We start from the raw sequence: 17,801 nt of genomic DNA, 5'->3' as shown, positions 1-17,801 counted from the left end.
ACCATGCAGCACGCACGCTCGGACTACGGCCATATTCAGGACACCAGCGCCGCCCGCGAACTCGCGGAGCTGATCCTGTCCATGCAGATGGGCACACCGCAGGGTCTCCGCGCCCGTCAGCTTGCACGGCAGGTGCTCGGCGTCCCCGACCACGGCGAGTTCGCTGGCAGGGTCCCGATCCACACCAACGGCACGCTCCGGGTCATCCCGAAGGACGAGCCGGTGTTCCTGATCCGCGGCCAGGACGTGGCCGGGGGCGACGCAGTGCGCGCGTGGGCCGACCTCGCCGAGAAGGTAGGCGGCGCTCCCGACATTCTCGCGGTCGCGCGCGATCACGCCGCCAAGATGGACGCGTGGCCGAAGAAGAAGGTGCCGGATTTCGCTCCGACCTACAACGCGGGGTCACGCCCATGACCCTCGCCCCCACACACAGGGAGGCGAAGGCCTCCGCCTCCGATGCGGTGGAGCCCGCAGCCACCTCGCTTTCCGCATCGGAGAATAACGCTCGGCTCGTGGCCTACTTCGATGCCTGCTACCGCAACCCCCAACCAGAAACGCTGACCATGCCCCACGCACACGTGGAGGCCGGCGCCTCCGAACTCGCAGCCCGCGTCTGCCACGAAGAGCAGATGACGTTTTGGTCCGGCGAAATCATGGGTACGCTGTCGATAGGCGGCTACCTGCGCGAGGACTGGTCCTACGAGGACACGATTAGCGCCAGCGGGGCCGTCGCGGCCGATATCCGCAGCATCGTTGAGAGCGCGTTCGACCACCCTGAACTGAAGGTCGCCGCCCTCGCCCCGGCCGCAGTTCCGGAGAGCGTGCGGCGGCTGGTTTACGAGCTTCGGGGCTTTCACGACGCCCTGGACGGCCGGGAATGCGGCGATGGTGCCTTCACCATCCGCTGCGAGAATGGCGAAAGCGAGCAGACCCGCCTCAACCTGCGGGCGGTGCTTCGCGAGGCCGCAGCTACCCTCCTCGCCACCCCATCGTCCGTACAGGCGGGGGAGGTCTCCGCACCGGCCAGCGCCGGTGCGGAGACGGAGAGCGTGCGGGCGGCGACGCTGGAAGAGAAGGTTAAAGCTGCACTTGCGCAAAAGCACGTCCGTCAGCTTGGACCGAACCCACTTCCCGCTGGCTGCGACCTCTACCATCAACTAAGTCACCTGAAAGAGTGCTGGCACGCTGGTTACAAAGGGTATCTAACTCAAGAAAATCTGTTGCTTTGGCTGATGGATTTTGCTGCTGCGCTTGCCAGCGACCCATCGTCCGCACCGGCCAGCGCCGGGGCGGTGCCGGAGGACGAGCCGGTCGCGGAGGTGCTCTGGTACGACCCCGAGGCGCACTTTGGTGAGAAGAAGCCGCACAAAATTATCGACGCCTCGCTGGCGTTCATGGACGCCGCTGAGATCGGAACTAAGCTCTATGCTCGGCCCGCCGCCCCCGCCACACCCGAGCCCGCGGCGGGCGGAGGGCGGTCGGACGCTTGGCTGATTTTCGAGCAGCTAGAGAAGCTGGAACGGCACCTCCACGATCTCTCGGGCGAGCCGTTGGGCGGTCAGCCGGACGCTGCTGAAATCATCGAACACGCCCACGCCCGCATCCGGACGCTCTCTAACCAAGTGGAGGCGCTTGCGGCGCCCCGCTCGACCCTCTCCGCCTCGACGGCGGATGGGGGGACCGCGGGGGAGAAACGCCGGTCCCTTCGTCCCGAAGCCAGAGCCGCGCTCGACGGGCTGTTAGCGCTGAGCGCCGACGACTGGACGACCCTGCGCGCGGTCGATCCGAGCGCCGTCGCATGGTTAGAGGCGTTTCTGACGCCGACCCCCACCCGCCCCGACGCGACCGCTGAAGACGCCACCCCCGCCACCCCCGCAGAGGGGAGGTAGCCGTGGCGAACAACTTCGACCTTTCGGCGCTCGACGCCCTTCGCGAGTACCTGCACCCAAAGCCGCGCGGCGGGCAGCCAGCAACCACCGTGACCTTGCCGACGCAGACATCACCTCCATCGGCTGATGGTCTGATGCGGTCGCTCCGCGATCTGGTACCGGATCGCCCGCGTGAGCGCCAGGATGCTTCGGACGCCTTCGCCTTCAGCATCTCGCGGCGCTCAATCATGCCTAGCGGTGGCCTTCGCATCGTCGAAGACCCGCACATGACGAACACGGTCGAGGACTGGTCGCAGGTGCGCTCGCCCTCGCGGGCCGCCCGCCGCCGGCGCCAAGGCCATCGCCAGCGCATCCGTTGGGTCGAGAGACCGAAGCCCGACATCTACCACGTCGGCGACATGCTGGTGATGCATCCCGAGACCGCGCGCATCTTCCGCATGAAGGTGGCTGCATCTGGCGACGCGCTCGCCAAGCGCTTCGAGTGGGGCATCCTGAACACGATTTGTGTAGCCCGCCCATGACGCCCGCTGACCACGACGCCCTGCGCGAAGAGCCTGTCGAAGTCACGCCGGCAATGCTGGAGGCTGCGCGACGCGCCTGGAACGAGGGCGGCTACGCACTTCTGCCTACAGCCCAACGGATGGAGGCGGCAATTGCTGCTGCGCTGCCCCTCGCCCCTCTCCTCGCCAAGGCCGAGAGCGCGGAGCGGGTGGCGGCGGATGTGAAGCGCGCCCTGTCCGAAGCTACCCGCATGGACGCGATCCTGCTCATGGCCGGCGAGATGACGGCGCAGGAGCGGCGCACGGCCAGGGCGGTCGCCAACGGCATCGCTGCCAGGGTCCGCGCCGCCCTCCGCACCGACCCACCAGCGGGGACGGATGCTCCTGTGAAGGAGGGGGCGCGCCATGGGTGAGGTTCGCAATTTTATCGCTGGCCGGCTTGCCGAACTTGAACCACGGGCGGCTCAATTAGAGGCGGAACTGGCACCGTTGCGCGCCGAGATCGCCGACCTCAAGAAGGCCCATGCCGTGCTTGAGGGTAAGCCACCGCGCGGTCCAAGAAGGACGTGCGCACCGGAGCCCGACACCATTCAAGGGCAGGCGCTCGCAGTTCTTCGCGAGGTCCAACGCCCGCTGACGGCTGCCGAAATCCTCTCGCGCATCCACGTCCGGTTCGCCCGCGACCTAACGCGTGAGGGCTTGGCTCCGCAACTCAGCCGCCTACGCCGAGACGGGCATCTTGAGCACCGCGGGACGGAGTACGCGCTACCCGCCGATCTCGCTGCATCGAAGGACCAGCCCCGATGACCACACCCACGGGAGATGCCGGCGTGACGAGGACGGAGAGCTTGAAGGCGCTGATACTCCGCGTGCAGGCAGCGAAGGAGGCCGACCGCGCTCTAGACGAGGCGATCATGGCGGCATTCTACGTGCGTGACCGCCGGCACATCGGCGCCCGCGACTATTACACGAACGAGCGCGTGACGGAGGACGTGTGGGCCGATCCGCGAACCGACAGGTTTGTCACAAACCAAGTTTTCGAGTTTACGGCCGAGCCGAGACACCACGAGCGGCTCGTCGGCTTCTTGCCGGGCGATTGCTGGCAAATCAGCACGAGGTCGCCTGACCCGACCACATCGGGCTTCAGCAGTCGAGCCTGGGCAAAGATCGCCCCGTGTCTCGGCAACGCTGAAGGGCAGATGGTTGGCGCTCGCGATTGCATGGCGCCGACCGTCGCGCTCGCTCTCACGGCCGCGGCCCTGATGATCCATGTCTCGGCCCTCATCGCCCGATCCGAGGAGGCCGATCATGCCGAATGAGCGCGAGATCGCGGAGATCGAGGCGGTGCTCCGAGGGCATCTTGACTGCGAAGACGGGGCGGTCGGCGGCATCTATCAGGCCGCCGTCGTGATCGCCGCCCTCCGGGCCAAGGACCGCGAGGACGGGGCGCGGGAGATGCGGGAGAGGGCTGCTGAGGCGGCTGAAAGCTGGCTGGCCATTTGGGGCAGCTGCGAGATCCGGCACACATCGGCCCGCGAGTATGCAAGCGATGCCGTCGCCGATGTGCGCGACGTGATCCGGGCCCTCCCCCTCACACCGAAGGAGAGCGGCGATGCGTAGGCTGACCGGCGGGCAGCGGCTTCATCAGATCAAACGGAAGGCGGAACTTATCAGTCAGCGCCAGATGCGCAATTGGCAGGCCGGGCGTCTTCCTTGGCTTCCGTGCTCCGGCGACACCGAGCGGGATGCGATCATCGCCGAGTTCGACCGGATGGATGCCAACCTTGCGCAGCACCTAGAAGAGCACGCTCGGTTCCGCGCATCCGCAAATGAGATGTGGGAGCAGTGCAAGTTCTACGGCGGGCAGATGCTTGCAAACAAGAGGCGATACGAAGAGGCAGAGGCCAAGGTCGCCGAACTCAAAGCCCTCTGTGCCGCCCTCAAAGAACAGGAGGCGCGGGATGGCCGGTGATCGACAGGAGCTTCTGGACAGCTTCTACCATCAGCACGGTCCCTGCTGCGCGGGCTGCGATTGGTGGCGCTCGCTCAACTCGATGGCCGGCGAATGCCATGCCGGCCCGATGGTTGCCGGAGTTGATCGAACGGCGCCGCTCAATATCCACGGCGCGTCGCGGGCAATCGGCGCCGGCCACGTCATGACGCTGCGCGAGCACGTCTGCGGCGCGTTCAAAGACGAGTTCGATTGGGCCAGCCTGCCACTCGGCTACAGGCGACGGATCGGCGCTCCGCTCACCGAAAAGGGCCGCATCGCCCTCGCCACCACCCAGGGACGAGAGACCGGGGGAGGCGTGGATGGGTGAGCGACTTCTCCTCACGTTCGCGGAGGCCGGCGAGCGGATCGGCGTCTGCGATCGCACCGTGCGCGGGCATGTTGATCGCGGCGAGCTGAAATGCGTAGCTTTCGGCAACGGCACGAAGCGCCGCAAGCGGTTCATCCACCCCGACGACCTTGATGCCTTTGTCGAGATGAAGCGGCAGGAGCGCCCGGCATGTCCGTCTATCGCCCCAAGGGCTCGCCGTATTACCACTACGACTTCCAGTTCAGGAAGCGGCGGTTTTCTGGAACTACTGGCCGCCGAAAGAAGCCAGAAGCCAGGGAATACGAGCAACGGGTCAAGGAAGAAGCCAAACGCGCCGCCGAAAACGAGAGCGCCGCTGCAATTGGTGAAATGACGATCAACGCGGCGGCGCTGCGGTTCTGGAACGAGAAGGCGCAGCACTACCGCGGCAATGCTAAGAAGACCTTCAAGGCGTCGCTGGCGTGGATCGTGACGCAGGCTGGGCCGGATCGGAAGCTCTCCGAAATTCGCGGCACGGTCATCGCCGATTTGGTCGCCCGGCGTCGCGGAGATGGCGTGTCGCCCGCCACAGTCAACCGCACCGTCACCGAACCGCTGCGGCGCGTCCTGAACCGCGCTCGTGTCGCTTGGGAGATCGAGCTGCCGCTGATTGAATGGAAGGTCTACCGGCTGAAGGAGCCGGACGAGCGGGTCCGCGAGATGCGCGACGATGAGCAGCCTGTCATCCTGTCCGCCATGCCGGAGGGCTACCGAGACTTGGTGCGGTTCGCGCTGATGTCCGGCTGCCGGCTGGCCGAGTGCGTGAACCTGCGGTGGTCCGACGTGGATTGGGGCAAGCGCGAGATCAGCATCCTCGGCAAGGGGGACAAAAAGGCCAGCATTCCGCTGACTACCGATATGCGGGCGCTGCTGTTCCCGCTGCGCACCCACCATCCCGAGCGCGTGTTCACCTACCCGGTACGGAAGAAGCGCGGCCTGCGCGCCGTAGGTGACCGCCTGCCCATTACCTACGAAGGCATGAAGACCGCATGGCGCCGGGCTCGTGGGCCGGCAGAGGTCGATGGTTTCCGCTTTCACGATCTCCGCCATACGGCAGCGACGCGGCTGCTGCGCTCCGGCGCGAACATCATGGCCGTGCGCAACCTCCTCCGGCACACCGACGTGGCGACCACGGCCAAGTACGCGCACGTCACGATGGACGATCTGCGCGAGTCCATGGAGCGATTGGGTGAGCGGGCCGAGGGCAGAGGCGAGGGGGCGGTGAAGGTCACGAAGTAGGTTTGGGCGGCTTGCGGGCAGCGGCACGCTCGCGCTGAGCGATTGCCTTGTCCACCACAGATCGGACGAACGAGGCGTTGTCCTCGCCTTCGACCAAGACGGCTTTGATCCGATCCCGCGTGCCGGGGACGAACCGAATCAACACAGGCTCATGATCGTTCTTCGGCCGGGCCATCCGGCGGCTTGAACGGGATATCTCCGATGTCGTCAAGGATGGCCCAGTCATGCTCGTTTCCGAGATATCTCGGATTGACCTATAGCACGGCCGGTCGTAGGATGCGAGATATCTCGAAAGGGCATTTCGATGAAGAGCCTGAACCCCCGCATCATCCGCCGCAAAGACGGAAGCGCCCTGCTGACGGGCCTCTCGTATTCGGACCTTTGCCACATCCTGACGCTTGCTTCGATCCGGCAGCACGATAGCGAGAAGGAGCATCGGGAGCGGCGTGAGCCCGAAGCCGCCGCCGCCATTGCGCGCTATCGCGTTGAGGACGGGCCGGACGCCATCATGGCCGAGGTCGTCGAAGATAACCTGCGCGAGGAGCGCATCTTCCATCGCCGCATCCGCGCGACGCTCGACATGCTCAATGCGCGCACGAGCCCGCGCTACACAGGGGACGATGGGCCACTCCGCGCCTTGCCGCGATGGCAGGCGATGCGACGATTGGAGCGCGTTCGGTCTGATCGCCGGTTTCGGCATGCGATGGCGGAGATGATTGCGGACGCCGTCGCCAATCGCACCAAGGCAACTGTATAGCCCTCGAAGAGCCGAATTTTCGAATTCGTGAGGCCCGGTCCCGAAAAATCCCCGAGCCGCTCGGGACAAATTCCGCTAAGTCATTGTGGGGAAAGGCGCCAAGATGCTCTGCACCGATGCTCCCAAAGCAGATGCGCTACCAGACTGCGCTACACCCCGACGCGATGATCGCCGCGCAGGAATACGATTTTGACGCTCCGCGAGCAAGCCGGCCGTGCGCGACGCGTGCATGCCATGTCACCCGCCGACTCGTTTGACATGTCGATGGCCCGTCCGGTGTCGAAGGATCGCGCTCGACGACCGGCCGGTACGGCGCATGCTCTCCTGGCCGCGCCGGCGACGGTTCAGAGTTATTCAGTTGAATGCCGCGAACGCGTCTGGTACGCACGCAAAACGGATCAGTTCTTGCACTGAAATCAATGAAGGGGGCAACGATGCTTTGGTCCGGATTATCCGAGAAGACACTGCAAAAGATCATTACGCATTGTCTGGAGAATGATCCTGCACCGAAGACGCATCACATCACACGCTTCGCCATGTATAAGGCGCTTAGCGGCGTCTTGGCCGAACACGATAGCGAGGAAAAGACCTGCCTGGGTGTTTCGACATCCAAAAATCTGGCAAAAATTATCGGTCTCAACGCCGTGAAGTTCACATCGGCTAACTATCCTGAATACAATATCATGAAATTGCCGTTCGAGAACGAACAATTTGATTTCGTGATCACTGATCAGGTCTTCGAACACATTGAGGGATCCCCGATCGAAGCGTTCAAGGAATGCAATCGGGTTCTCAAGCCGGGCGGATATGCCGTTCATACGACCTGCTTCCTGCAGTTCATCCACGGCGCTCCGAGCGACTTCTGGCGCTACACGCCGAACGGACTGCGCTTCATGGCGACGGACAGCGGCTGCGAGGTCATCCTCGCCGATGGCTGGGGCAACCGCGAAGTGTGGCCCTATATCAATCTCGGTTTTCGCACCGCGAAGATCCCGGACAATCCGAAGAACCCGATCTACCAGCTTGCCATGCGCAACGAACCGGCCTGTCCCTACGTCGTCTGGATCGTCGCCCGTAAGCCCTGACCGAGAACGGCGCCGCCCCGCGGCGACCCCGGTCGGTTCGACGACGACAGCCCCGGCTGCGGCCGGGTTGGGCAGGATCGAAGTCCCGGGACGACGCAAGCAGATCCTGTCGTTCGGACGGCCGGGGGGAGCCTTGGCCGGTACCATCGCCCGAGGACGTCACACCAAGATGTCGAGGACGCGCTTCTCCGCGTCCAGGGACGACTTCAGCAAAGCGGTGTTCATCGCCACGTCGAACTTCGCCTGACCGGTCTCGACCACCGCGGCGGTCGGATCGGCCGAGGCTTCGGGTGCGGCGACGCGGGAGGCCGCACCGTCGAAGCGCTGGAAGGCGGCGCTCAGGCCCGCCATGCTCGTGGAGACCGCCGAGATCATCGCTTCCCCTTTCCTGTCCTCGCCGGCAGCACAGCACGGGAGCCGTGAAGCCTTCGTTGCCGGCAAGCGGACAAGTCGCGCAAGCGGCCGAGCTTGACCGGGCCGGCGCGGGTTCCCACCTCGCCGCCACCGAGCGCCGCGGAGATGCGAGGCACCAATGATTGATCTGCACTACTGGCCGACCCCGAACGGCCACAAGGTGACGCTGTTTCTCGAAGAGACGGGCCTGCCCTACCGCATCCATCTGGTCGATATCGGGAAGGGCGCGCAGTTCGAGCCGGCCTTCCTGAAGATCGCTCCCAACAACCGCATGCCGGCCATCGTCGATCACGCGCCGGCGGATGGCGGCGCGCCGGTCTCGCTGTTCGAGTCGGGCGCGATCCTGCTCTACCTCGCGGAAAAAACCGGGCGCTTCCTGCCGGGCGATCTGCGCGGCCGGACCGAGACCCTGCAATGGCTGTTCTGGCAGATGGGCGGCCTCGGGCCGATGCTCGGCCAGAACCACCACTTTTCGCAGTACGCCCCCGAGAAGATCCCCTACGCCGTCGACCGCTACGTCAAGGAGACCAACCGGCTCTACGGCGTGCTCGACCGGCGGCTGGCCGACCGCGAATTCGTGGCGGGTGCCGACTACACCATCGCCGACATGGCGGCCTATCCGTGGATCGTGCCGTGGGAGAAGCAGGGCCAGAACCTCGACGACCATCCGCACCTGAAGCGCTGGCTCGAGGCCATCGCCGAGCGCCCGGCGACGCAAGCCGCCTACGCCAAGGCCGTCGAGGTGAACCCGAGCTACGGCCAGCCGATGAGCGAGGACGCCAAGAAGGTGATGTTTGGCCAGAACGCTGCGAACGCGAAGCGGTAGTCGCCGAGCCTGTGTCCTGCGCGCCACCGCCATGAACCGGCGCGCAGGGTGGCCCGGCAAACGGTTGTGCTTCCCGCCGCGCGCCGCATACTGATTGTGTTGAACGAACACCTCCCCGTCACGAAGGCCCTGCGGCTCACAGGGCTTACGGCGGCCTCGCCGACCGCCGTCGCGCGAGTAGGCAGACGGGAAGGGGGTGAGCGATGTGCTGATGTTTCCGCTTCTGCGGATCGCCATTACGGAGAAACCCGAGCGGTGAGTGGTCGATGACCATCACGCTCGGGCTCATCTGGTAGTTAGTTCAATAAGAGCGCTCGCAGGTAGCCGCCTGCGGGCGCTCGCCACGATTATGGGACGCTCGCCTCGCAATCGCAATCAGCGCGAGCCGCCTGTCCTCACCGCCCGCTGCGCCGCGCCGCCACCGTGGCGAGCGCGGCAAAATCCCGGTCGCCTTCGCCATGGGCGATGGCGTCGAGCAGGTTGTCGCGCAGCACGCTTGCGAAGGGCATCGGCACGGACGCCGCTTCGCCGGCCTCGAGCGCGAGGCGCACGTCCTTGAGGCCGAGCCGCAGGGTGAAACCCGGCGGCTCGTAGCGACCTTCCATGATCATCGCGCCGTAATTCTTGTAGACCGGCGAGGCGAACAGCGTGTTGGTCAGCATCGCCAGCACGTCGGCGCCGGGGATGCCGTGGCCTTCCGAGAAGGCCGCGACCTCGCCCATCGCCTCGATCGCCGAGACGATCATGAAGTTGCCCGCGAGCTTGACCGCGTTGGCCTTCTCCGGCTCGAGACCGAAGCGCCAGGTCTTGGTACCCATGGCGTCGAACAGCGGCTGGACCTTCGCGATCGCCCCGTCCTCGCCCGCGGCGACGATGTTGAGCGCGCCGCTCGCCGCCGCGTCGGGCCGGCCGAAGACCGGGGCGGAGACGTAAGCCACGCCCGCCCGGCCGTGCACGGCGGCGAGTTCCTTGGCCAGCGCCACCGAGATCGTCGACATGCCGACATGCACCGCCGGACGCGCCGCGCCGTCGAGCAGACCGCCCTCGACGAGCACGGCGCGAAGCGCGGCGTCGTCGGCCAGCATGGTGATGGCGGCGTCGCCCGAGAACGCCTCCTCCGCGCTCCCCACCGGCTCAGCCCCCTCCACGGCGCGGGCGGCTTCCGGCGAGCGGTTCCACACCCTGACCCGGTGCCCTCCCGCGACGAGGCGGGCGGCCATGGCTCGGCCCATGCGGCCGAGCCCGATGAATCCGACGTCCATATCGTCTCTCGCCTCAGTTCCGGTCGAGGAAGTCGAGCATCAGCCCGTTGAACATGTCGGTCGCCTCCATGTGGACGAGGTGGCCGACATTGGCGATCACCTCGGCGCGGCCGTTGGGCATCCGCGCGGCCAGAGCCCGGGCATGTCCGGTGTTGTCGCCCATGCCGGCCCGCAGTTCCGGCGGCGCGAACGGCTTGCCCGGCGCGTTGCGGTCGTTGGCGCCCATCACGAACAGGGTCGGCGCCTTCACCAGCGGGAACTCGTGGACGACCGGCTGGCCCCAGATCGCCTGATAGGATTGCACGAACGAGCGCAGCCAGCGCGGATACTCGCCCGAGCCCTTCACCCGCTCGCGGATCTGCACGAACGGCTCGATCGCCGAGACCGGCAGCGACAGCGCGTAGCTCGTCATCAGCTGCTTGCGGTAGGCCTCGGCCGTCAGTTCGCCCTCGCGGGTCAGCAGCAGGTCGTCGGTGACCGGCGGCACGGTGAAGCGGTAATCCTCAAGCCCGATCGGCGCCTCCAGCACGAGGCTGTTCACCCGCTGCGGGAAGTTGCGCGCCATTCGCACCGCCAGCATCCCACCCATGGAGTGGGCCACCACGTCGAAGCGCTGGAGCCCCAGCGCATCGGCGAGCGCGACCGTCTCCGCGGCCATCCGGTCGAAGGTGAACGGCTTGATCGGCTTGGAGGACTTGCCGAATCCGAGCTGATCCGGGACGACGACCCGGTACCCGCCCTCCGCCAGCGCGCGGATCACCGGCTCCCAGTAGCTGGAAGGAAAGTTTCGCCCGTGCAGCAGCAGGACGGTGCGGCCGTTGGCGTTCCCCGTGGGGGCCACGTCCATGTAGGCGAGGCGTTGCGCCTCGTGGTCGCGGCTGAGCGGCAGGAACTTCACCGGATAGGGATAGGCGAAGCCTTCGAGCGCGATGCCGAGCGGCGCGTCCGCTCCCTCTTGGGCGGAAGCCGGTGCGGCGGTCAGGGCCAGCGCCAGCAGCGCCAGGATGGGGGCGGATCGCATGAGAACTCCTTGGTCGACTGTATACAGATAGGACAGCCGGGCCGTCAGCGCGCCTCTGTAGCGCATTTCAGCGGGGCGCGGTCGTAATGGCGAGCGCAGGCGGCGACGGGCTGCCGGCACGGGCGCGCGGGCTGGCGTTCTTCGCGATGGCGCTCGCGATGGCCATGGCGGTGCTCGACGGCGCCATCGTCAACGTCGCGCTGCCGGTGATCGCCCGCGATCTCGGCGTGCCGGCCTCGGACGCGATCTTCGTCGTCAACGCCTACCAGATCGCGGTGACCGCCGCGCTGCTGCCGCTGGCGACGCTCGGCGAGAGCCTCGGATACCGTCGGGTCTATCTCGCGGGGCTCGCCGCGTTCACGGCGGCCTCGGTCGCCTGCGCCGTCGCCCCCGACCTCCCGAGCCTGATCGCGGCCCGCGTGGCGCAGGGCCTGGGAGCCGCCGGGATCATGAGCGTCAACACCGCGCTCGTGCGCTTCATCTATCCGCAGCGCCTGCTCGGGCGCGGCGTCGGCAACGTCGCGCTCGTGGTGGCGGTCGCCTCGGCAGCGGGACCGAGCCTCGCCGCCGCGATCCTCTCCTTGGCCGAATGGCCCTGGCTGTTCCTGGTCAACCTGCCGGTCGGGCTGGTGGCCTTGGCGGTCGGGGCCCGGACGCTGCCGCATACGCCCCGCTCGTCCCGGCGGTTCGATTTGCCGAGCGCCGGGCTGAATGCCCTCACCTTCGGCCTCCTCATCGTCGGCCTCGACGGCTTGGCCGATCCCGGGCGGCGCGGCCTCGCGCTCGCCGAGATCGCCGCGGCGATTCTTGTCGGCACCGTCTTCATCCGCAGCCAGATCCGGCTGGCCCAGCCGCTCCTGCCCCTCGACCTCCTGCGCATTCCCGCCTTCGCGCTGTCGATGATGGCCTCGGTCTGCGCGTTCAGCGCGCAGATGGTCGCCTACGTCGCCCTGCCCTTCTACTTCCACGACGCCATCGGTCTCTCGGTCGCCCACACCGGCCTGCTGATGACGCCCTGGCCGCTCGCCATCGCCGTCATGGCGCCGCTCTCGGGGCGGCTCGCCGACCGTTACCCGCCGGGCCTCCTCGGCGCGCTCGGCCTCGCCCTGCTGGCCATCGGCCTCGCGGCCCTGGCGCTCCTGCCGCGGGAGGCGACGACCCTCGACATCGTTTGGCGGCTGACGCTCGCCGGCATCGGCTTCGGGCTGTTCCAGTCGCCCAACAACAAGATCATCATCCTGAGCGCTCCGCGGGAGCGCAGCGGCGGCGCGAGCGGCATGCAGGCGAGCGCCCGGCTCGTCGGGCAGTCGCTGGGCGCGGCGCTCGTCGCCGTGGCCTTCGGCCTCGTGGCCGGCGGGCCGGCCGCGGCCTTCGTGCCGACCCTGTGGTGCGCGGTCGTCCTCGCGCTGACCGGCGCCGTCGCGAGCGGGCTGCGCCGGGCGCGGTTCTGATCCGGCTTGCGCGCCGCACCCGAAGCCGGCCTCGCGCGTTGTGCCGAAAGGACAGCGCGACGGACGAGACCCATGGACATCGACCTGAAGGGACGCAGCGCCCTCGTCACCGGCTCGACCGGCGGCATCGGCTACGCCATCGCCAAGACCCTCGGGCAGCTCGGCGCCACCGTCGCCGTCAACGGACGCACGGGCGAACGGGTCAACGCCGCCATCGAGCGGCTGCGCGGAGAGGGGCCGGGCGCGGACTTCATCGCCGGCATCGGCGACGTCGGCACCGAGGAGGGCGCGGCCGAACTTCTCGCCGCCCTGCCGACGGTCGACATCCTCGTCAACAACGCCGGCATCTTCGAGCCGAAGCCGTTCTTCGAGATCCCCGATCAGGAATGGCGCCGCTTCTTCGAGGTCAACGTGATGAGCGGCATCCGGCTCGCCCGCGCCTACGGGCCCGGCATGGTGGAGCGCGGCTGGGGCCGCATCGTCTTCATCAGTAGCGAATCCGGGATCAACATCCCCGTCGAGATGGTCCATTACGGGGTGACCAAGACGGCGCAGCTCGCCGTCTCCCGGGGGCTCGCCGAGACGGTCGGCGGCAGCGGCGTCACCGTCAACAGCGTGCTGCCCGGTCCGACGCTGACCGAGGGTGTGGCCGACTTTCTGGAATCGATGGGGGGCGCCGGAGGCGATCTCGAAGAGAAGGGCCGCGCCTTCATCGCCGAGAACCGGCCGACCTCGCTCCTCAAGCGCCTCGCCCAGCCGGAGGAGGTCGCCAACATGGTGGCCTATCTCTGCACGCCGGCCGCGAGCGCCACGACCGGCGCGGCCCTGCGTGTCGACGGCGGCGTCCTGCGCGGCATCGCGTGAGGGGTCGTCGGTCGATCGCCGCGGCTCCAGCCTCGCAACGAGGGTGAGGGCGGCCCGGATCGGGCGTCCCTCACGAAACGAAAAAACCCGGCTCGCATCGGCGAACCGGGCCGGAGACGTCGGCGCGCGGAGCGCGCCGCAACCATCCCTCCAAAGAATCAGCCCTTCAGGTGGGCGGCGAGGTGCTTGTTCATCTCAAACATCGAGCACTTGTCCTTCCCGAAGATCTTCTTGAGCTTGTCGTCGGCGACGATCTCGCGCTTGTTCTCGGGGTTCTGGAGGTTGTGCTTCTTGATGTGTTCCCACACCTTGCTGACCACCTCGCCGCGCGGCAGCGGCTTGTCGCCGACGATGGCGGCGAGATCGGCGGAGGGGGTGAGCGGCTGCTGGAGCGCGTTCGGCTTGGTGCCGCCCTCGGCCTTGGTGGCGGTGGATTTCTTCGCGGCCGCGGGCTTCGCGGCGGCCTTGGTGTCGGCCTTCTTCGGAGCCGCGGCCTTCTTCTCCGTCGTCTTCGTCGCCATGGTTTCCCTCCGTTCTGCGATTCGCAGTCAGTTCGAAACGAGCCCGGGGTTCCGGGGCGCCAGGGAGCAACAACTAAGCGGTGCCGCGTCCGTTCCAAGAGCGCAAGGGCGCCATTCGGGCGACCATCCACAGATCAGGCGCGGTTTTCGTCGTCGAAGTGGCCGTTTCGGGACTTTCGGCGCACTCGCGGCGCGGATCGCGGCCGGCGCATCGCGCAATCGTTTCCTGCGAGGAACCGCACGCGGCGCGCCGCATTCATCGCAGGTCCGCCCTGCGGCGGCCAGCGAGGAGACGTGAATGCCGACGGACCTGCCCGCCGAACGCAGCTTGCGAAAGCCCGGAAGCCTCGAACTCGATCCCCAAGGCGGCGACGGCATCGCCATCGACGAGACGCCTCGGCTGATCGCCTCGGACAAGGTGGAGGGCACGCCGGTCTACGACGGGACCGGGCGCCATCTCGGCACCGTCCACAACTTCATGGTCGACAAGATGTCGGGGCAGGTCGCCTACGCGGTGCTGTCCTTCGGAGGTTTCCTCGGACTCGGCGAGACCTACCATCCCCTGCCGTGGCGGGCCCTCACCTACTCGGTCGAGCTCGGCGGCTACGTGGTCGACATCGATCCGGCGGAGCTGGAGGGCGCGCCGACGCAGGGCCCCGGCGAGGATCCGTTCTCCGATCCGTCCTTCGGCGGCCGCCTCGACGACCATTGGGGCGGCCGCAAGGCGCCGACCGCCTGAGCGAGCGGCCGGCGATGCCGTCAGAACTTGCCGCCGAGGCCGACGCCGCCGGGCGTCACCGACGGAGCGAGGCCGCCCGACGCGCTGCGGCCGGACTGCGAGCCCTCGAGCTCGTCGCGGCTGATGCGGCGTGGGCCGCCATCGGCCGCCCTGACCTCGCCGCGCACGTTCTTCGGCAGGTCGAGGCGCCGCGTCGGCGTCGAGGGCAGCGGCGCGCCGTCCTCGTCGACCTGGGCGTTGCGGACCGTGCGGCCCGGAACGGTGCCGCGGGCCGAGGGCGGTGGCCCGATCTCGGTCTCCGGCATCACCCCGCCGCCGCCGCTGAACGCCTGGCAGCCGCCGAGGCTCGCAGCAAGCAGCGCCACGGCGCACAATCTCGACGGTACGGGCATGGGAATCGTCCTCGTCACGGCCGCACCCTGCGGCGGCCCCGCGTGTCTCGCGTCTTCTCCTGCACGGCTCTAAGGCAGGGTTGGGGCGAAAACCAGACGGGGCGCCGTGGCGTCCACGCCTCCTCCGGTCCCGATCGGCGCCGCGCGCTGGGTTCTCCGGTTCGCCCCGGAGGGTCCATAACTTCGCCGCGGTTGCCGCGCATCGCTGCGGCATCCGCGCGCTCCATTCCGACCGGCCGCGGACCGTCAGCGGCGTGCCGGGCGTGACGATTCCAGGCGGCGAGAGGATGTACGGGGTGCGCAGACTGATCCGGACGATCGTGACACCGGCGATCGCCCTCCTGTCCACGGCGGCCTTCGCCGGAGACGCCGCCCCCAACGGGTCCGGCGATGCGCAGACCGCGCCCCCTGCCGCGCCCCCCGCCGCACCGCCGGCGACACCACCCGCTCCGCCCCCGCCCCAGAGCAGCGGCACGCCCGCCGTGGTCCTCGACACCCAGGACTACGAGAGCCTGCTGGGCAAGAGCGTGCGGGCGATGAACGGCGACGACCTCGGCCGGATCATCGACGTGATCATCGACAGGGAAGGGCGGCCGCGGGCGGCGGTGATCGATTTCGGCGGCTTCCTCGGCGTCGGCTCGCGCAAGATCGCGGTCGATTGGCGCGTGTTGAAGTTCACCACCGAGGGCAAGGTGGGCCGCCTCGTGCTCCAGCTCAACCGCAACCAGGTCCGGGTCTCGCCGGAATACAAGACCGGCGAGCCGATCGTGGTGCTCGGCGCCGCCGGCCCGGCGACCGCCGCCGCTCCCGGCGAGGGCGACACGGCCGCAGCACCTGCGCCGACGCCCGCGGCGGCGACGCCCGCACCGGCCCCGGAAAAGCCCGCCGACCCGGCCGCGAAGCCCCAAGATAAACCGCAAGACAACAAGACGCCGGATAGATGACGGCGATCCCGGTGACGGAAAGGCGGGCGGTCCTGCCCCGCGAGCGCGACATCCCCCGCCCCGATCCGCGAGACCGGGCCGGCTGGCGCCCCTCGCGCCGCCCCGGCCCCAGCGCGGGTGAGCCCACCCCCGCCGGGCCGGCGCCGAGCGCCGCGCGCGGGCTCGACGCCTTCACCTTCTTCATCGCCAACCTGCAGACCGGCTTCGGCCCGTTCCTGGCGGTCTACTTCACCCAGCAGAAGTGGACGCAATCCGATATCGGCCTCGCGCTGACGGTAGGCAGCCTCGTCAGCCTGCTCGGGCAGATGCCCGGCGGCGCCTTCGTCGACGCCTCGCGCTCGAAGCGATTCGCCGCCGGCTTCTCGGCCTTCTGGGTCGGGATGAGCGCGGTGATGCTTGCCGCCTTCCCGACCTACCTGATCGTCATGCTCGCCATGGCGATCCACTCGGCGGCGAGCTGCGTTCTGACGCCGGCCATCGCCGCGATCTCGATCGGCCTCGTCGGCCACGCCAACGCCGGCGCCCGGCTCGGCCGCAACGCCAGCTTCTCGGCCATCGGCAACGCGCTCGGTGCGGCCAGCATGGGGGCGGTGGGCTACTATCTCTCGAACGACGCGGTGTTCTATCTCGCCGGCGCCCTCGTCATCCCGGCGCTGATCTCGCTGCGCTTCATCCCCTCGCGCCGCACCGAGACCGCCCGCCCGGCCGCCGCCGAGGAGCCGCCGGCGGCCCCCTCCGCCGGGGGCATGGCGGCACTGCTGAAGAACCGGGCGCTGCTGTGTTTTGCCGCCTGCATGGTGCTGTTCTTCCTCGCCAACGCCGCGATGCTGCCGCTGGTGGGCTCGGTGATGACGCTGCGCGCCAGCGAGACCGCCACGGCGTTGGTCGCCGCCTGCATCATGGTCCCGCAGGCGGTTTTGGCCGTCACCGCCCCCTTCGTCGGGCGCCTCGCGCAGAGCTGGGGGCGAAAGCCGCTGCTCGTCATCGGCTTCGCGGCGTTGCCCGTGCGCGGCCTGCTCTTCGCCTTCGTCAGCGACCCTTACTGGATGGTGGCGATCCAGGTGTTCGACGGCATCTCGGCCTCGGTGCTCGGCGTCATGGTCCCGCTGATCGTCTCCGACCTCACCCGCGGCACCGGCCGCTTCAACACCGCACTCGGCGCCGTCGGCACCGGCATGGGCATCGGCGCGGCGCTCTCGACGGCGCTCGCGGGCTTCATGGCCGACAACCTCGGCAGCCAGAGCACGTTTTTGGGACTCGCGGTCATGGGCGCGGTCGGCCTCGTCCTCGTGCTGCTGATCATGCCGGAGACGCGGGACAAGGGAGCGGGGCAGCGCGCGAGCGCGTGAAGAACACCAAGCCGCATTCCGGGCGCGAGAAGCCCAGCGGACACGACGTCTGCGGATGCGGCCGTCGACGTCCGAGGCACACTAAAAAATCCGCATGCCTTGACCTCGGGTCGCCGACGCGCTTGGAATCGTTGCTGCGCCGCACGGTCGCTCAAGTCCCGTTCAGCTTGGCCGCGATAGCTCGCGGA

At 68.1% G+C, this 17,801-nt stretch carries 23 protein-coding genes and 1 pseudogene; 19 read left to right on the top strand and 5 right to left on the bottom strand.

Going from position 1 to position 17,801, the window contains the following annotated elements; genetic code table 11:
- Positions 1-3: 3 nt before the first annotated feature.
- From HNR00_RS17315 to HNR00_RS17255, 13 genes and pseudogenes are all read left to right on the top strand, one after another.
- Positions 4-414 carry a hypothetical protein gene (locus HNR00_RS17315; protein ID WP_183571563.1) on the top strand — a complete coding sequence of 137 codons (411 nt, stop codon included), beginning with the start codon at positions 4-6 and terminating at the stop codon, positions 412-414.
- Entirely contained in the window at positions 411-1,889 is a 1,479-nt protein-coding gene (locus tag HNR00_RS17310; RefSeq protein ID WP_183571561.1) for a hypothetical protein, read from the top strand. Before HNR00_RS17315 ends, HNR00_RS17310 begins: the two co-directional genes overlap by 4 nt.
- A gap of 2 nt (positions 1,890-1,891) precedes the next feature.
- A complete protein-coding gene (locus tag HNR00_RS17305; protein WP_183571559.1) occupies positions 1,892-2,410 on the top strand; it encodes a hypothetical protein in 519 nt (172 codons plus the stop codon).
- Positions 2,407-2,802, top strand: coding sequence for a hypothetical protein (locus HNR00_RS17300; RefSeq protein WP_183571557.1), 396 nt, complete (start codon positions 2,407-2,409; stop codon positions 2,800-2,802). Before HNR00_RS17305 ends, HNR00_RS17300 begins: the two co-directional genes overlap by 4 nt.
- A complete protein-coding gene (locus HNR00_RS17295) occupies positions 2,795-3,196 on the top strand; it encodes a hypothetical protein (RefSeq protein ID WP_183571555.1) in 402 nt (133 codons plus the stop codon). The genes HNR00_RS17300 and HNR00_RS17295 overlap by 8 nt, the downstream gene beginning before the upstream one ends.
- Positions 3,193-3,708 (top strand): hypothetical protein, encoded by a 516-nt coding sequence (locus HNR00_RS17290; RefSeq protein WP_183571553.1) that lies wholly within the window; start codon positions 3,193-3,195, stop codon positions 3,706-3,708. Before HNR00_RS17295 ends, HNR00_RS17290 begins: the two co-directional genes overlap by 4 nt.
- Complete coding sequence (locus tag HNR00_RS17285) at positions 3,698-4,009, top strand: hypothetical protein (RefSeq protein ID WP_183571551.1); 312 nt, start codon at positions 3,698-3,700, stop codon at positions 4,007-4,009. The genes HNR00_RS17290 and HNR00_RS17285 overlap by 11 nt, the downstream gene beginning before the upstream one ends.
- Positions 4,002-4,361 carry a hypothetical protein gene (locus tag HNR00_RS17280; RefSeq protein ID WP_183571549.1) on the top strand — a complete coding sequence of 120 codons (360 nt, stop codon included), beginning with the start codon at positions 4,002-4,004 and terminating at the stop codon, positions 4,359-4,361. The genes HNR00_RS17285 and HNR00_RS17280 overlap by 8 nt, the downstream gene beginning before the upstream one ends.
- Entirely contained in the window at positions 4,351-4,710 is a 360-nt protein-coding gene (locus tag HNR00_RS17275) for a hypothetical protein (protein WP_183571547.1), read from the top strand. The genes HNR00_RS17280 and HNR00_RS17275 overlap by 11 nt, the downstream gene beginning before the upstream one ends.
- A pseudogene (locus HNR00_RS26075) lies at positions 4,703-4,870 on the top strand (helix-turn-helix domain-containing protein); the annotation flags it as partial. The gene HNR00_RS17275 and the pseudogene HNR00_RS26075, both read left to right, overlap by 8 nt.
- 29 nt (positions 4,871-4,899) lie before the next feature.
- Positions 4,900-5,988 (top strand): tyrosine-type recombinase/integrase, encoded by a 1,089-nt coding sequence (locus tag HNR00_RS17265; RefSeq protein ID WP_246390762.1) that lies wholly within the window; start codon positions 4,900-4,902, stop codon positions 5,986-5,988.
- Between the two features lie 304 nt (positions 5,989-6,292).
- Positions 6,293-6,745, top strand: coding sequence for a hypothetical protein (locus HNR00_RS17260; RefSeq protein WP_183571541.1), 453 nt, complete (start codon positions 6,293-6,295; stop codon positions 6,743-6,745).
- 362 nt (positions 6,746-7,107) lie between these two features.
- Positions 7,108-7,830: a class I SAM-dependent methyltransferase gene (locus HNR00_RS17255; RefSeq protein WP_183571539.1), complete on the top strand. Its 723-nt coding sequence runs from the start codon at positions 7,108-7,110 to the stop codon at positions 7,828-7,830.
- Positions 7,831-7,989: 159 nt separating this feature from the next.
- Here the strand turns inward: HNR00_RS17255 and HNR00_RS17250 are convergent, their stop codons facing one another.
- Positions 7,990-8,205, bottom strand: a complete 216-nt coding sequence (locus tag HNR00_RS17250; protein WP_183571537.1) for a hypothetical protein — start codon at positions 8,203-8,205, stop codon at positions 7,990-7,992.
- A gap of 157 nt (positions 8,206-8,362) precedes the next feature.
- Between HNR00_RS17250 and HNR00_RS17245 the strand changes: the two genes are divergently transcribed.
- A complete protein-coding gene (locus HNR00_RS17245) occupies positions 8,363-9,070 on the top strand; it encodes a glutathione binding-like protein (RefSeq protein WP_183571535.1) in 708 nt (235 codons plus the stop codon).
- 395 nt (positions 9,071-9,465) lie between these two features.
- Here HNR00_RS17245 and HNR00_RS17240 read toward each other — a convergent pair whose 3' ends face one another.
- Positions 9,466-10,332, bottom strand: coding sequence for an NAD(P)-dependent oxidoreductase (locus HNR00_RS17240; protein ID WP_183571533.1), 867 nt, complete (start codon positions 10,330-10,332; stop codon positions 9,466-9,468).
- 13 nt (positions 10,333-10,345) lie between these two features.
- Positions 10,346-11,353 (bottom strand): alpha/beta fold hydrolase, encoded by a 1,008-nt coding sequence (locus HNR00_RS17235; RefSeq protein ID WP_183571531.1) that lies wholly within the window; start codon positions 11,351-11,353, stop codon positions 10,346-10,348.
- Between the two features lie 86 nt (positions 11,354-11,439).
- Between HNR00_RS17235 and HNR00_RS17230 the strand changes: the two genes are divergently transcribed.
- Both HNR00_RS17230 and HNR00_RS17225 read left to right on the top strand, forming a co-directional pair.
- Positions 11,440-12,804: an MFS transporter gene (locus HNR00_RS17230; RefSeq protein ID WP_183571529.1), complete on the top strand. Its 1,365-nt coding sequence runs from the start codon at positions 11,440-11,442 to the stop codon at positions 12,802-12,804.
- Between the two features lie 72 nt (positions 12,805-12,876).
- Entirely contained in the window at positions 12,877-13,668 is a 792-nt protein-coding gene (locus HNR00_RS17225; RefSeq protein ID WP_183571527.1) for an SDR family NAD(P)-dependent oxidoreductase, read from the top strand.
- A 158-nt stretch (positions 13,669-13,826) separates the two neighbouring features.
- On the opposite strand, the gene HNR00_RS17220 is transcribed toward HNR00_RS17225, so the two are convergent.
- Positions 13,827-14,189 carry an SWIB/MDM2 domain-containing protein gene (locus HNR00_RS17220; RefSeq protein WP_183571525.1) on the bottom strand — a complete coding sequence of 121 codons (363 nt, stop codon included), beginning with the start codon at positions 14,187-14,189 and terminating at the stop codon, positions 13,827-13,829.
- Positions 14,190-14,487: 298 nt separating this feature from the next.
- Here HNR00_RS17220 and HNR00_RS17215 point away from each other — a divergent pair, with 298 nt between their 5' ends.
- The gene (locus HNR00_RS17215) at positions 14,488-14,928 is read left to right on the top strand and encodes a PRC-barrel domain-containing protein (RefSeq protein WP_183571523.1); all 441 of its coding nucleotides are present in this window, start codon (positions 14,488-14,490) and stop codon (positions 14,926-14,928) included.
- A 20-nt stretch (positions 14,929-14,948) separates the two neighbouring features.
- Here HNR00_RS17215 and HNR00_RS17210 read toward each other — a convergent pair whose 3' ends face one another.
- Positions 14,949-15,320 (bottom strand): hypothetical protein, encoded by a 372-nt coding sequence (locus tag HNR00_RS17210; protein WP_183571521.1) that lies wholly within the window; start codon positions 15,318-15,320, stop codon positions 14,949-14,951.
- A 296-nt stretch (positions 15,321-15,616) separates the two neighbouring features.
- On the opposite strand from HNR00_RS17210, the gene HNR00_RS17205 reads away from it, so the two are divergent.
- Both HNR00_RS17205 and HNR00_RS17200 read left to right on the top strand, forming a co-directional pair.
- Complete coding sequence (locus tag HNR00_RS17205; RefSeq protein ID WP_312886076.1) at positions 15,617-16,264, top strand: PRC-barrel domain-containing protein; 648 nt, start codon at positions 15,617-15,619, stop codon at positions 16,262-16,264.
- On the top strand, positions 16,261-17,613 hold the full coding sequence (locus tag HNR00_RS17200) for an MFS transporter (protein ID WP_183571519.1): 1,353 nt from the start codon (positions 16,261-16,263) through the stop codon (positions 17,611-17,613). Before HNR00_RS17205 ends, HNR00_RS17200 begins: the two co-directional genes overlap by 4 nt.
- The last annotated feature ends 188 nt before the right edge of the window (positions 17,614-17,801 follow it).

Origin of the sequence: Methylorubrum rhodinum, assembly GCF_014199935.1 — a bacterium.
GTDB classification, from domain to species: Bacteria; Pseudomonadota; Alphaproteobacteria; order Rhizobiales; family Beijerinckiaceae; genus Methylobacterium; species Methylobacterium rhodinum.
The sequence above is the reverse complement of the archived record's forward strand: the minus strand, read 5'-3'. Positions and strand labels throughout refer to the sequence as shown.